This window comes from Nonlabens sp., from assembly GCF_965660805.1.
Taxonomy (GTDB): Bacteria; Bacteroidota; Bacteroidia; order Flavobacteriales; family Flavobacteriaceae; genus Nonlabens.
This window is the reverse complement of the sequence record NZ_CBFIBE010000014.1, coordinates 39454-53442: the sequence shown is the minus strand read 5'-3', so window position 1 is coordinate 53442 and position 13989 is coordinate 39454. Positions and strand designations below refer to the sequence as shown.

General features: G+C 36.9%; 10 protein-coding genes. 3 read left to right on the top strand and 7 right to left on the bottom strand.

Annotation, left to right across the window (positions count from 1 at the left end):
- A partial coding sequence (locus ACTF48_RS05490; protein WP_438962140.1) for an ATP-binding protein occupies positions 1–2087 on the bottom strand: 2087 nt, incomplete at its 3' end.
- A gap of 353 nt (positions 2088–2440) precedes the next feature.
- On the opposite strand from ACTF48_RS05490, the gene ACTF48_RS05485 reads away from it, so the two are divergent.
- Complete coding sequence (locus ACTF48_RS05485; protein ID WP_438962139.1) at positions 2441–2779, top strand: single-stranded DNA-binding protein; 339 nt, start codon at positions 2441–2443, stop codon at positions 2777–2779.
- Between the two features lie 195 nt (positions 2780–2974).
- On the top strand, positions 2975–3352 hold the full coding sequence (locus ACTF48_RS05480) for an endonuclease domain-containing protein (protein WP_438962138.1): 378 nt from the start codon (positions 2975–2977) through the stop codon (positions 3350–3352).
- A 374-nt stretch (positions 3353–3726) separates the two neighbouring features.
- On the opposite strand, the gene ACTF48_RS05475 is transcribed toward ACTF48_RS05480, so the two are convergent.
- From ACTF48_RS05475 to gcvP, 3 genes are all read right to left on the bottom strand, one after another.
- A complete protein-coding gene (locus ACTF48_RS05475; RefSeq protein WP_438962137.1) occupies positions 3727–4785 on the bottom strand; it encodes a 3-oxoacyl-ACP synthase III family protein in 1059 nt (352 codons plus the stop codon).
- 331 nt (positions 4786–5116) lie between these two features.
- The gene (locus tag ACTF48_RS05470; RefSeq protein WP_438962136.1) at positions 5117–6703 is read right to left on the bottom strand and encodes a T9SS type A sorting domain-containing protein; all 1587 of its coding nucleotides are present in this window, start codon (positions 6701–6703) and stop codon (positions 5117–5119) included.
- A 282-nt stretch (positions 6704–6985) separates the two neighbouring features.
- Entirely contained in the window at positions 6986–9823 is a 2838-nt protein-coding gene (gene gcvP / locus ACTF48_RS05465) for an aminomethyl-transferring glycine dehydrogenase (protein WP_438962135.1), read from the bottom strand.
- Between the two features lie 390 nt (positions 9824–10213).
- Here gcvP and ACTF48_RS05460 point away from each other — a divergent pair, with 390 nt between their 5' ends.
- Positions 10214–10834, top strand: coding sequence for a hypothetical protein (locus ACTF48_RS05460; RefSeq protein WP_438962134.1), 621 nt, complete (start codon positions 10214–10216; stop codon positions 10832–10834).
- Between the two features lie 93 nt (positions 10835–10927).
- Here the strand turns inward: ACTF48_RS05460 and ACTF48_RS05455 are convergent, their stop codons facing one another.
- The 3 genes from ACTF48_RS05455 to ACTF48_RS05445 form a co-directional block, all read right to left on the bottom strand.
- Complete coding sequence (locus tag ACTF48_RS05455; RefSeq protein WP_438962133.1) at positions 10928–11173, bottom strand: hypothetical protein; 246 nt, start codon at positions 11171–11173, stop codon at positions 10928–10930.
- A gap of 4 nt (positions 11174–11177) precedes the next feature.
- Complete coding sequence (locus tag ACTF48_RS05450; protein WP_438962132.1) at positions 11178–11741, bottom strand: sigma-70 family RNA polymerase sigma factor; 564 nt, start codon at positions 11739–11741, stop codon at positions 11178–11180.
- 183 nt (positions 11742–11924) lie between these two features.
- Positions 11925–13985 carry a M3 family metallopeptidase gene (locus tag ACTF48_RS05445; RefSeq protein ID WP_438962131.1) on the bottom strand — a complete coding sequence of 687 codons (2061 nt, stop codon included), beginning with the start codon at positions 13983–13985 and terminating at the stop codon, positions 11925–11927.
- Positions 13986–13989: the final 4 nt, after the last annotated feature.

Sequence of the window (13989 nt, the reverse complement as noted above, 5' to 3'; positions counted from 1 at the left end):
CAGTTCTTTGTTGTCCGTAGTTGTTCTTCCGGAATGTTCGGTACTTCGAATATCATCGGCACATTAGATTTCAATCCTTTTCCCGCCACTATTGCTTGTCTAAATTTAAGTTTTGGTAATGATTTGGTAATTTCTTGTCCAAAATAGTTAGATAAAAATTCACTACTTGTTTTATCAAATTCTTGAAACGAGATTATAGTATTACATTGGGTTAGAATTGTTTTAGAAACATTTGCAGTTCTTTGCGCAATTACCAATAATCCAATATTATATTTTCTTCCTTGAAGTGCAATTTGTGCAATACTATTAAGCAATGGTTGAGAAACTTTATCTGAAACACCCGAAAAATTCCATTCTGGAATTACTGTATGAGCTTCTTCTAAAACTATACAAATTCGTTTTCCAAAGTTATTTTGAGTTTTTGCAATGTGGAATAAAAGCCTAAAAAATGTTTTTGTGTAAGTTAAAACACCAGATGTGTTTTCTACGTGTGGTAGTTCGAAAATAGAAAGACTATCATCTCCTTTAAGAAATGTCTCTACTTGTCCGTGAATTTTTTCAGATACTTCTTTTTTTCTTTTTCTGGAATTATCATTGTCTTTATTGTAATTGCTCGAAATCTCTCTTTCTATATAATCTATGTCTTTAAATAACTGTTCGCTAACTTCTTCGTCAATAGTTTTAATTGGATTTAAATCGGCAAACTTTCCAATATATTCTCCTGTAAAATCAATACAAATAACTTTGGTGTTTTCGTCCTGTAGATATTGTCTAATTAGATTTCTTGAGAAAACTGATTTTCCTGTACCTGTAACACCAACGACTGCCATATGATGAGATATAGCTGTATCTTTATTTAATACCACTGGGTAATTTGTATTTGGTATTTGTCCGATTTTATATTCATTTTCTTCAATTGCTGGTTCCGCAATAGGTGAAGCAACATATATAGGTGTATTAATTTCAGGCACCCAACCAAATTGTTCAAATTGAAATTTTTCTCCATTCCAAGTGCCAAGTTGTAAGGCTTCGCCTAATATCAAACCAGTTTGATTTTTATTTTCGAGTTGCTCAATCTTTGTTATTCCTTCTACTATTTGGTAAAGAACTTTTTGTCCTTGAATTGAAACTTCTAAAAGCTGTCCTTCACTAATTTTTATTTTTGAATTATAAATAAAGCGGATTTTGAAAATTGTACTGTTTTCTGTCACAATTCCAACGAACCTTTTTAAATAGTCATTTTCGGGAATGTTGTCTAATCGATAAACTACATCGGATTTGTGATTTTCAAAAATGTTCTTGTCAAAAATCTTTTCGATTTCATTATTTGATAAGACTTTTACCCATTGTTGTTGGTTTAACAGATATGTATCTAATAGCAAACCTTTTCTAATCTTTTTATCCGTAGAGTACTTGAATTCTACAAAGTCAAAAATTCTTGTATTAACTATTCTTTCTGAAGAATCATATAATCGCACCAAAAAAGTGTTTTTTGATTGAACTCCAAATATCTGTCCTAATGCTAATATGTTACTTTTATCTTTTCCAATTGAGAATAAATCTTCTATGGATTTAGCTAAAGAAGGAATGTTTAAGATTATGAAAATTGCCCAAAATAAAAGTAAACCATTGAATTGGTTGTTCCCAGTTCCAAATTGTTTGTAAACTCCCCAAATGAAAAAACTTGAAAAAAGTGTTTCTGGCTTTCCAATTTCCCTATTTATCCTTGATATTAATCGCACAATTTTATTTTCAAGTCCAAGACTTTTTTGCCTTAACCAAAGCAGAACATAACTACTCGTAGTTAGATAAATAATTATTGAAATGAAAACCCAAAAAATAAAATCTCGATTACTTTCATCCACTATAAGTAGTGAAATTCCAGCTGTTATCGAATTAATAAAAATATTCGAGTCTTTCGAAAAATGTGGTTGGTCTATTAGAGAGAGTAAAATTAAGAGTAATAATCCAGAGGTAAACCAAAAATGATTTAGAAGAAAATCAAAACTATCAGTTAATGCATATCCTAAAAATATTAAGATTATGAAAGAAATTCCTAAAAATGATAGTCTGTAAATTTTACTCATAGATGGTTTTCATAATTACGGGCAACTAGTCTACAACCAAATTTAACCAACGATACTCGTAAATCTATTTTAGCAAGAAGTATTTGTAATGCAACGCCTGCTGTCGATCAAGTGAGCTAAAGGTTCGATAAAGGTATGTTTTTAGAATAGCCATCATCTTGAAATCTGTATCAATGGGAAATTATTAATGCTTTTTTAAGCGTTTATAAGTGCGTGTAAACACAAATAAACGTAAGCAAACGTTTAAAATACTGTTACAGTTTTAACTCTGTCACATATTTGCACCGCCATCAACAAACAAAACATGATGACACGTAATACAAGCTAATATTAACCACGTAAAATCAATTATTATGAGCACGTTAAGAAACAAAGTACAGTTAATCGGTCACCTAGGAGCAAACCCAGAAATCAAAGTTTTAGACTCTGGGAACAAACTGGCCAAATTCTCACTCGCTACCACAGAGCGTTATAAAAACAAGCAAGGAGAGCAAGTGAGCGATACACAATGGCACAACATCATCGCCTGGGGAAAAACCGCAGACATCGTTGAGCAATATGTTCAAAAAGGAAACCAAGTAGGTATAGAAGGAAAACTCACTTCAAGATCTTATGATGATAAAGATGGCATCAAAAGATACGTCACAGAAATCGTTTGTAGCGAGTTGCTGTTAATGGGAAATAAAGCCTAACCATAAAAAGGCTCCTCGCCTTTCTAAGGCGAGAAGCCTTTAAGCTGTAATTATAAAAAAGCTCCTTTCCAGATCCCTGATAATTTGTTCCCACAAATTTCTGGGAAGGGAAAGGTGGGCAAAATGGAGCGTTGCTCAATTTTGGTCGGAAAGGTTGTGACACGCATGATATTGTAACCACAAAAGCAAGTTGAAATGAAACAAAAACCTTCCATTCATAACCTTAAGTATTTAAAAAAGTATAGAAAAACTTTGAGGAAGAATTTAACTCCTGCAGAGGCATATCTATGGAACCAGCTGAAGTCAAGGAAGTTTAAAGGCTTAAAATTCAGGAGACAGCATTCCGTAGGGAATTATATTTTAGATTTTTATTGTTCACAGTATAATCTTGCGATTGAATTAGATGGTGATTATCATGATAACCCAAAACAAAAGGAATTAGATGGTGTAAGAGATCTATTTTTAAAGGATAAAGATATTTATGTTTTAAGATATGAAAACAGATATGTGTTTGAGGAACTTGAGCATGTATTAAAGGGAATTGAGAATTATTGTTTTGGAAGTAGAGATTGAAATAATATTCAGGACTTTAAATTCATTCGTAATCCAACCACTCCTGATTCTACTTCGTCAAGCGAAGCTGAATCTGTCCTCGCCTTTCTAAGGCGAGGAGCCTTTAAGCTGTAATTATAAAAAAGCTCCTTTCCTTTGCAAGGAAAGGTGGGCAAAGTACGCGAAAGCGCACTTTGTTCGGAAAGGTTGCAGCACGCATGATTTTGCAATCACAAAACAAAAAAAGACCTGAATCCTCAGGTCTTTTTTTAATTTTCGTTCTAAAAATTTTAAATTAGCCAACAGCCAACAGCCAACAGCCAACAGCCAACAGCCAACAGCCAACAGCCAACAGCCAACAGCCAACAGCCAACAGCTCAAGCCTCACCGACTCATTAATACCTATAAACTATAGCATTAATATTCATTCCAGCACCTACACTGGCAAACATGACTACATCGCCTTTTTCTACTTTATGATTTTCCATTTTACCTCGCACCACTAGATCCATCACGGTAGGAACGGTAGCCACAGAGCTGTTTCCTAGTTTGTGAATGATCATAGGCATGATGTCCTTAGGAACTTCCATATCATAGAGTTTATAAAAACGTTCTACGATCGCCTCATCCATTTTCTCATTGGCCTGATGTATAAAAATCTTTTTTAAATCTTTAATATCTACACCAGCTTGATCCATAGCGGTTTTCATCCCTTCGGGAACTTTAGAAAGCGCAAAGTTGTAGATGCGACGACCATACATTTTTATATACTTCGTCTTGTCTTGTAAATCTTTGTTATATGAGGTTTCATTAAAAATAAAGAACGCCTCTTCTTCGGTGTAAGTAGCTGTAGCCTGACCTAGAATACCGTGATCATCTGTGCTAGGTTCTACTACGGCAGCACCAGCACCATCAGAATAGATCATAGAATCCCTGTCATGTGGGTCTACCACACGAGAAAGTGCCTCAGCACCTATAACTAAGACCTTTTGAGCAAGACCAGATTTTATAAAAGAGTCGGCTTGAGTTAATCCCAGTACCCATCCTGGACAGCCAAAAAGTACGTCATAAGCCACACAAGCTGGATTTTTAATTCCCAGTTTGTTCTTCACACGACTCGCCAGACTAGGTACCATATCGCTAGAACCACCATCAGGTTTTACATCACCGTAGTTATGCGCTACAATAATAAAATCTATGGTTTCGGGATCACATTGCGCATCGGTTATGGCTTTTTGAGCAGCAAAGGTGGCAATATCGCTAGTTTGCAAGTCATCACTCATGTAGCGGCGTTCCTCAATTCCTGTAATAGCTACAAATTTTTCTATAATAGTAGCATTATCACTGCCAAAGGAACTACCATCATTATTCAAGAACTCATGATTCATGAATTCTTCGTTTTTACGCACGACATCAGGTATATGACTACCTACTCCAGTAATTTTTGCTCTCATTTACTTCTTATTATACCAACAAAAAAAGCGATAAATGCTATGTTTTCCTAATTATCGCCAGCTTAATATATATAAGTTTTTCAAAACTTAAGAATCTTTCATCATTACATCGTTTTCGTTACGAATAATATAATGCACTGCATAGTAAATGGTTGTAAGTTATAGATTTTATGATACTTCCCATTTTTCGTATTGTCTTTGAAATGATTCCAGAGCATCTACTTTCTTTATAAGAATGAGAAATTTTATAAGAGAGTTGTTTTTAAGGAACACGCTTTCGCGAAAGCGTATATATCAACATTTAGATAATCGTAACTGGATCTCTCAGTGATTAATGTTTTATAATTACCTTTTCATAGCGCTGTGAAGACGCAGTGGTAACACGGAGCATGTAGTTCCCATTGTTAAACCCAATCGTGTTGATGCTGATCTGGTTAGAATAAAGATCACTAGTAACGCTATAAACGGAGCGACCGAGCATATCGTAAAGTGTTACCTCTCTAATATCAGTACTTTTTACAGTAAGCATGTCTCCTGCGGGATTAGGATAAACAATTATGTCAGCGAGCTGTTGAGAGGATATTTCCTGTAGGGATAATATATTTCCTTGAGGATCTGTTTTTTGAAACCAAATATTCAAATCGCCGTTGCGAGGATCGCCCCATACAGAGTAAACCACATCGTTTTCTATTTGAACTGACATAAAATCGTTTCCAGAGCTGGCTAGAATAGGGTCATAAGGAATCAATAAACTGGAAAGTCTAAAGTTAGGTTGAAATTGAGTCGCATTAAATGGTCTGTAAGCGGCATATATTTCTGAATCTGTGGCATAAGTGCCATCGCTACCATTTCTTCTATCTCTCCAGGTAATGATTAAGTCGCCGTCGTTATCAAAATCACCCCAAATCAGATCTTGCATTCTATTATTTGAAATAGGGTCATCATTTACACGAGTAGGAGTACTCCAGGTGGTACCAGCATTAAAAGATTCTGTAAGAAACACATCCAGATCACCATTTGTAGTTCTAAGTCCTATGACGGCTAGGTGGTTGGCATCGGCAGGATTAGAGAGGAGAAGTCCAGCTTTTTTAGCATCAGGGAAGTTAGTTAATGGAACTGGATTAATAATATTACCTACGGGCTGATGTGATAAAGTGGCACCAGCATCATTAGAACTGGCTAGAAGTAACCGAGCAAATGGACTTTGAGCAATGACATAGGAAGGATAGCTCGCATAAAAAATACCAGTACTGCTTACCACTGGCGATGGCATGGGTAGATTATTAGTACTTCCAGCGAGCCAGTTAGGTGCGTCTAAATATGTCGTGGAAAAAGTAGCGCCATTATCTGTGGAGATAGAAACATAGGGATTAAAAGGCGCATTAGTACGGTTTAAATTCATGCTGGTGACATAAATAGTACCTTGTGTACTTGTTGTAGAGCGATCTATAGCAATCCATGGTCGGTCGATAGGCCATTTATTTCCATCATAGGTGGTGTCTATCACATTCACTGGATTTCCCCAAGAGAGTCCGCCATCTATGGATTTAGTGATGTAAACGCCACCTGTTACAGGTGGAGTAGTTCCTGTAAAATCTACGTAGGAGATAAAAACCTCGCCAGCGTTATTAAAAGCGATCGCAGGATCTGCACTAGAATATGTACTAACTACATGCGGAATAAGAGCAGTATTACTCCAGCTGTTTCCTGCATCAAAACTAGCCTTGATTTTTATTTGAAACCGGTTAGCGGCATTTACCCATCCCATCCATGCGACAACTATGTTACTAGCATTATTAGGGTTGATCGCTACATAAGGCTCACCGTCAAAAACGGTTCCGTTAGACAGATTTGTGTTTTGTGAAAAGCCTTTTAAGATGCTTAAAAGTAAAAAAACGATTATAGTGTAAACTCTCATGTCTTTAACTGTAGCTTTAAAGAAGCACAAGGTATATATTTTTTAAACCATATCTCGACTTCCGCTCGATATTGCATAATCGATATTGATTATTCGATCTTCAAAAAGTCTTTTTTCAATTTCAAGTTCAAGTTCAATTTCAAACCAAGCTTTAGCTGAAACTAAAGGATGAGTTTTTTATCACCATATCTCGACTTCCGCTCGATATTGCATAATCGATAATCGATATTCGATCTTCAAAACGTCTTTTGTCAATTTCGAGTTCGAGTTCAATTTCAAGTTCTACATATACTCCTCCATAGGAGCACAAGTACACATTAAATTACGGTCACCAAAAGCATCATCAGCACGGCGTACTGATGGCCAGAATTTATTATCGGCTACGTAATCCAGTGGATATGCAGCTTGTTGTCTGGTGTATGGTAAGTTCCAGTCGTCTGTGGTGATCATTTGCAACGTGTGCGGACTGTTCTTTAATAAATTGTTAGGCTGATCTGCACTGCACGAAGCAATTTCTTTTCTTATAGAGATCATCGCATCACAAAAACGATCCATTTCTTCTTTAGATTCAGACTCAGTAGGCTCAATCATCATCGTTCCATTTACCGGGAATGATACGGTAGGAGCGTGGAATCCATAATCCATCAATCTTTTAGCGATATCAACTACCTCAATCCCATGTTCTTTAAATGGACGACAGTCTATGATCATTTCATGAGCAGCACGACCTTTTTCACCGGTGTACAGACATTCATAAGAACCTTTTAAACGTTCTTTGATATAGTTTGCATTAATAATCGCATATTCTGTAGAGCGTTTTAGTCCGTCAGCGCCTAGCATGCAAATGTATCCGTAAGAAATCAAACAAGCGAGAGCACTACCGAAAGGTGCTGCACTAATAGGCGTAATTGCTTGCTCACCGCCAGTAGGCACGATAGGATTAGTAGGTAAGAATGGAACCAGTTGTGGCGCCACACATATAGGTCCTACACCAGGTCCACCACCACCATGAGGAATGGCAAATGTCTTGTGTAAATTCAAGTGACACACATCAGCACCTATGTTTCCAGGATTAGTTAATCCTACTTGAGCATTCATGTTTGCTCCATCCATATAGACTTGACCACCATTTTCATGGATCAAACCTGTAATTTCTTTAATCGCACTTTCATAAACACCATGAGTCGATGGATAAGTTACCATTAACGCACTTAAGTTGTCTTTATATTTTTCTGCCTTTTCACGTAGATCATCTACATCGATGTTACCGTTTTCTAAGGCTTTAGTAACCACGACTTTCATTCCTGCCATTACTGCGCTCGCTGGATTAGTTCCATGAGCACTAGACGGAATTAAACAAATGTTTCTGTGATGATCTCCACGACTGTGGTGATAGGCACGTATAGCCATTAATCCTGCAAATTCTCCTTGCGCACCAGAGTTAGGTTGTAACGATGTGCCAGCAAAACCAGTACATTCATTGAGTTGAAGTTCTAATTTCTTCAACATTTCTTGGTATCCTTGTGCTTGATCTAGCGGTACAAATGGGTGAATATTTCCCCATTGCGGATTAGAAAGTGGCAGCATTTCTGCCGCGGCATTCAATTTCATCGTACAAGATCCTAGGGCGATCATCGAGTGATTTAAGGCAAGATCTTTGCGCTCTAATTTCTTGATATAACGCATTAATTCGGTCTCAGAATGGTAGGAATTGAACACGTCATAGGTCATGAATTCCGTTTGGCGTCCTTCTCCTAAGTGTGTTGATTCTAATAATTCTGTGATAGGAGTGAATTCTTTGTTTACCGCTTTCGCGAAAGCAGAAACAATATCATTCAAGTCTGCTAGAGAAGTTGTTTCATTTAAAGAAACCTGAACCGTATTTGCATCTGGATAGTAGAAGTTCATTTCTAGTGCTAATGCTTCTTTCTTTACAGCCTCTGCATCAACTTTGAAACTTAGCGTGTCAAAGAAGTTCTCATTAGTTTGGTAAATGCCTAGTTTCTCCACAGCATCTGCCAGCGTTGCCGTCTGAGCATGTAATTTACTGGCTATAAATTTTAAACCACGAGGTCCGTGATAGACGCCATACATACCAGCCATAACAGCAAGTAATACTTGTGCAGTACAAATATTTGAAGTGGCTTTATCTCTTTTTATGTGCTGCTCGCGCGTTTGTAACGCCATGCGCAGGGCACGTTTTCCATCAGTATCTTTAGTAACACCTATGATACGTCCTGGGATTTGTCTTTTAAATTCTTCACGTGTTGCAAAATAGGCTGCGTGAGGTCCACCATATCCTAGTGGTATTCCAAATCGCTGTGTGGTTCCCACGACTACATCGGCGCCCCAATGTCCAGGAGCTTCTAGCAATACCAGTGATAAAATATCGGCAGCTACGGCTATACGGATGTTTTGTTCTTTGCACGTTTTTGCAAAAGCGGTATAATCTACCACATTTCCACTCGCACCAGGATATTGTAACAGAATACCGTAGTATCCAGCGTTCATATCCATTTCTTTAGGATTTCCTTCTACTAGCTCAATCCCAAGCGGAATCGCACGAGTTTTCAGTAATTCTTTAGTCTGTGGTAAGGTATCTTGATCTACAAAAAACTTAACGACGTTTTCTTTTTTCTGAGCACGTTCCCTTACGGAGAAAAGCAAGGTCATCGCCTCTGCAGCAGCGGTAGATTCATCAAGTAAAGACGCGTTTGAAAGCTCCATTCCGGTTAAATCGGTTACCATGGTCTGGTAGTTCAACAGCGCTTCAAGACGACCTTGTGCAATCTCTGCCTGATAAGGCGTGTAAGCGGTGTACCATCCTGGATTTTCTAGAATGTTTCTCTGAATTACTGCTGGAGTAATAGGTGCATTATACCCAAGACCTATAAAAGATCTGAATTGCTTGTTCTTATCACCTAACTTATTGATGTGGCTCAAGAACTCATATTCACTCATCGCTGGATCCAAGTTTAAATCTTGTTTTAAACGGATGTTATCTGGAACGGTTTCATAAACGAGTTCATCAATGGAAGAAACTCCTATGGTTTCTAGCATAACGGCAAGGTCTGCCTTGCGTGGTCCTATGTGTCTAAGGGCAAAACGATCTGTATTCATAGTACTTATATGGTCTATTTTAAAGATATTGAACTCTTATTGAATTCATTGCAAAAGTAGTCGTTTAAGGTATGTAAACTAACAGACGTTCGTTAAGAAATCTATCTATTTTTCAACCTTTTTGAGTGAGTTATTAACTATGCGGCGTAAATTTGAATGATGAGGTTTTTAAAAAGCATTTTAGACTTTTATATACGCAGTAGTTTGCATGTGGCGGTTTGTTTTGTGGCGTTGTTTATAGTTTTTCAGTTTTGGAACTTTAAGAGTATTGATCTTTCTTTACTTGGCTTGGTGTTTTGTGGAGTGTTTATTGGGTATAATATTATTAAGTACGCTATGTTAGTGCTTCAAAAAGAAGGCTTTAGATTTAAAAAATATATTTTAATTCTCATGTCTTTGGCCTTGTTAATAGCAATTTATTTACTGGCTCATGATAATTGGTGGACTGCTTTAATGGCTTTAATGGCTTCGTCTTGTTCTTTGCTATATGCTTTTCCATTATTCAAGTATCGCAACTGGAGGCAGATACCTATTATAAAATTATTAACGGTAGCTATTTCATGGGTTATATTAATAGGTCTTTTACCGCTTAAATCTAATTATGTAGAATTTGCTTATGCTTACTCCTGTGATGTTGCTCCGGTGGTGAGTTCAGGTTCAATTCTTTATATATTAGATCTATTTCAATTATTTCTCCTGATAATTGCTTTGTGTGTTCCTTTTGAAATCAGGGATTTAAAGTATGATTCTGTGTCGTTGAAAACGCTGCCTCAGCTCATAGGCGTTTTGAATACTAAAATTCTGGGAATTTCTATATGCGTTATTTACGTCGTTATTGAGTACCTACAGTTTGGGTTTTTAATCGATCATGAATTTCTAATTAACTACTTTATTTTATTCTTAGTAGCAACATCCATCTGGTTCTCAGATAAATTCAAATCAGATTACTATGCTAGTTTCTTTGTAGAGGCGATTCCTGTGTTGTGGTTGGGATTGTATTTGATAATATAAGCACATTTCAATTTTAAAAGATATTCAATTCAAAACACACATAAAAAAAAGAGCCAAGTGGCTCTATAATTCTTGAAGGCTGTGCAATGACATCTACTTTTTCATAGCAGCTTTAAGCTTTTCTTTAATTGAATTTTTCTGAGGATTGGAAAGTTTTACCCAACCCAAGCCGTTAAGAGTTCTAGAAAATAGACGCGACTTTTTATTAAAACTTCTACAACCTATACAGTGGCCGTTGTGCAGTTTGTGTCTAAACTTTTCTTTAGGTGAAAGATCGTTATACTGATCTCTAGTGCTTAATATGCTAGCCTCATCACAGGAGATAAAAAATTTACTCATTCTATTAATCCTTCTTGTACCATTTAGTATTTAAGCAATCCATCAATTGTACTCTTGCGCGATGAATGATTACCCATAAATTGGACGCCGTAATATCATGTTCCTTACAGATCGTTTCAGTGTCCAGTTTATCAATGGTTTTTTGTACAAATATAGTAGCATATCGTTCAGGTAAGGCAGCGATACATTTATTTAATGCTTCTCCCAGTTCTTTTTGCTCTATTTCATCTTCCACATTAGGATTGCGCAAATCTCTTACTTGCTCCTCCATCCAGTCACCATTTTGGTCGCTATTCTCTAGGTAACTCATGCGTACTTCGGCTTTTCCTTTTTTAGAGTTAGACTTTCTGTAATGGTCTATAATCTTGCGTTTGAGTATGGAAATGAGCCAGGTGCGCTCTGTAGATTGCCCTTTAAAACGATGAGCGCTTTTTAAACCTGCCAGAAAAGTTTCAGAAACTAAATCTTGAGCCATAATCGGGTCATTAACACGCGATATGGTGAAATTAAAGAGATAGTCTGAATAGCGATCTACCCATTTTTCTGGTATGAGTTTTATTTCTGGCATTTTTTGTTTTAAACTGTTCTCAAGGGCGCTCGAGCTAATATTATTTTTTAAAATTCGTTATGCGTTATTCTGTTTTATCATTTCGGGCAGAATAAATTCTGCCCCATTGAATTTTTGGTCGCCTTGCGGCGTTTTTGTTTGTTAATGTGGAATGAATTCCACATTTTTATAAACTCATTACTCCTAAGCTACTAATCCAGCTCTTTTGAGCAGTGCGTCTATTTTGGGTTCGCTTCCGCGGAAGCGTTTATATAACACCATCGGGTTTTCTGTTCCTCCTTTAGAGAGAATATGATCTTTAAAACTAGTTGCTGTAGTTCTATCAAATATTCCTTTTTCTTTAAAAACTTCAAAGGCATCGGCATCGAGAACTTCGGCCCATTTATAGCTGTAATATCCTGCGCTGTAGCCACCTTGAAAAATATGTCCAAAGGCCGTACTCATACAGCTAGTAGGCACGTCTGGATATAGATCTGTTTTTTCAAAAATTTCACGCTCGTGTGCTTTTACGTCTTTTACATTATTAGGGTTAATGCCGTGCCAGTGCATATCTAACATACCGAAAGACAATTGCCTCAAGGTTTGTAATCCTTCTTGGAAATTTGCCGCCTTTTTAATCTTTTCAATATATTCCAGCGGGATTACTTCATTAGTCTCATAATGTCTGGCAAAAATTTCTAACGCTTCTTTTTCATAGCACCAGTTTTCTAAAATCTGACTCGGTAATTCTACAAAATCCCAGTACACAGATGTCCCTGAGAGGCTACGGTAATTTGTATTTGCCAGCATGCCATGTAAAGCATGACCGAATTCATGAAACAACGTAGTTACTTCATTAAAGGTAAGAAGTGATGGTTTAGTTTTAGTAGGCTTAGTGAAATTGCACACATTTGAAATATGTGGTCTGTGATTGATACCATTTTCTACATACTGACTTTTAAAAGAAGTCATCCATGCACCATTACGTTTTCCTTTACGTGGAAAGAAATCTGCATAGAAAATAGAGTTGAGGCTACCGTCTTCATTCTTTACTTCATAGGTCATGACATCTTCATGATATCGATCCACTTTATCAGTCTTTTCAAAGCTCAAACCAAACAAACGACTCGCCACTTCAAACGCACCTTCTATTACATTTTCTAATTTGAAATAAGGTTTTAATAACTCATCATCAAGTTCAAAACGTTGCTTTTTTAATTTCTCTGCATAATAAGCGGCATCCCATTTCTCTAATTTGCTCAACTGCTCCTTTGTTTCAAGTCCAGAAGTGGTTGCGATAGCAAAGTTTTGTAATTCTTCAAAATCTCTTTGAGCTGCTGGTTTAGCCTTTTCTAGAATGTCATTTGAGAATTCCATGACTTTCTCTGGTGTCATGGCCATGCGTTCTTCCAGTACAAAATGAGCGTGCGTTTCATATCCTAAAAGCTGTGCTCTCTCATAGCGTAGCTTTGCAATTTGGAGCACGTTTTCTTGATTATCGTGCGCATCGTTAAAAGCTTTGGCGCCCATCGCTAAAGAGAGTTCTTTTCTCAACTCACGATCATCCACATAAGTCATAACAGGAATATAACTCGGGTAATCTAGCGTGAACAGGTAACCATCCTTATTTTTAGATTTGGCAAGTTCTGCTGCTGCTTCTTTGGCACTTTCTGGTAAACCAGCAAGTCTAGAATCATCTTCTAAGTGTAGTTCAAAAGCATTTGTGGCAGCGAGTACATTCTCACCAAATTTTAAGGTCAACTCTGATAGTTCACTATCGATTATGCGCAAGCGGGATTTTTTATCTTCACTTAAGTTAGCACCATTACGAGAAAAACTCTTATACCTTTTATCGAGTAAGGTTGCTTGTTCTGGATTTAACTCCAGACTTTCTTTTGTGTCATACACCGCTTTTACACGTTTGAACAAATCTTCATTAAGTGTAATATCATTACCGAATTGTGATAACTTAGGACTTACTTCACGAGCTATGCGCTGGATTTCGTCATTAGTTTCGGCACTATTAAGATTAAAGAAAATACTGGTGATTCTGCTTAATGTGTCTCCAGCAGTATCCAGCGCTTCAATGGTGTTTTCAAAAGTAGGTGCTGCGCTATTTTTTATAATCGCGTCTATTTCTCCACGAGCTATTTCTATAGCACTGAGTATAGCTTCTTCAAAATGAGACTCTTTAATTTTTGAAAAAGGAGCTGTGTCTTGAAAAGTGTTGAAATTCTTTAATAAAGGATTATTTGTCGTTTTCATGCCA

Bases quoted from the DNA above. Each gene is read 5' to 3' on its own strand.
- ACTF48_RS05485 (WP_438962139.1), top strand. From the start codon at position 2,441: ATGAGCACGTTAAGAAACAAAGTACAGTTAATCGGTCACCTAGGAGCA.
- ACTF48_RS05480 (WP_438962138.1), top strand. From the start codon at position 2,975: ATGAAACAAAAACCTTCCATTCATAACCTTAAGTATTTAAAAAAGTAT.
- ACTF48_RS05475 (WP_438962137.1), bottom strand. From the start codon at position 4,785: ATGAGAGCAAAAATTACTGGAGTAGGTAGTCATATACCTGATGTCGTG.
- ACTF48_RS05470 (WP_438962136.1), bottom strand. From the start codon at position 6,703: ATGAGAGTTTACACTATAATCGTTTTTTTACTTTTAAGCATCTTAAAA.
- gcvP (WP_438962135.1), bottom strand. From the start codon at position 9,823: ATGAATACAGATCGTTTTGCCCTTAGACACATAGGACCACGCAAGGCA.
- ACTF48_RS05460 (WP_438962134.1), top strand. From the start codon at position 10,214: ATGTCTTTGGCCTTGTTAATAGCAATTTATTTACTGGCTCATGATAAT.
- ACTF48_RS05455 (WP_438962133.1), bottom strand. From the start codon at position 11,173: ATGAGTAAATTTTTTATCTCCTGTGATGAGGCTAGCATATTAAGCACT.
- ACTF48_RS05450 (WP_438962132.1), bottom strand. From the start codon at position 11,741: ATGCCAGAAATAAAACTCATACCAGAAAAATGGGTAGATCGCTATTCA.
- ACTF48_RS05445 (WP_438962131.1), bottom strand. From the start codon at position 13,985: ATGAAAACGACAAATAATCCTTTATTAAAGAATTTCAACACTTTTCAA.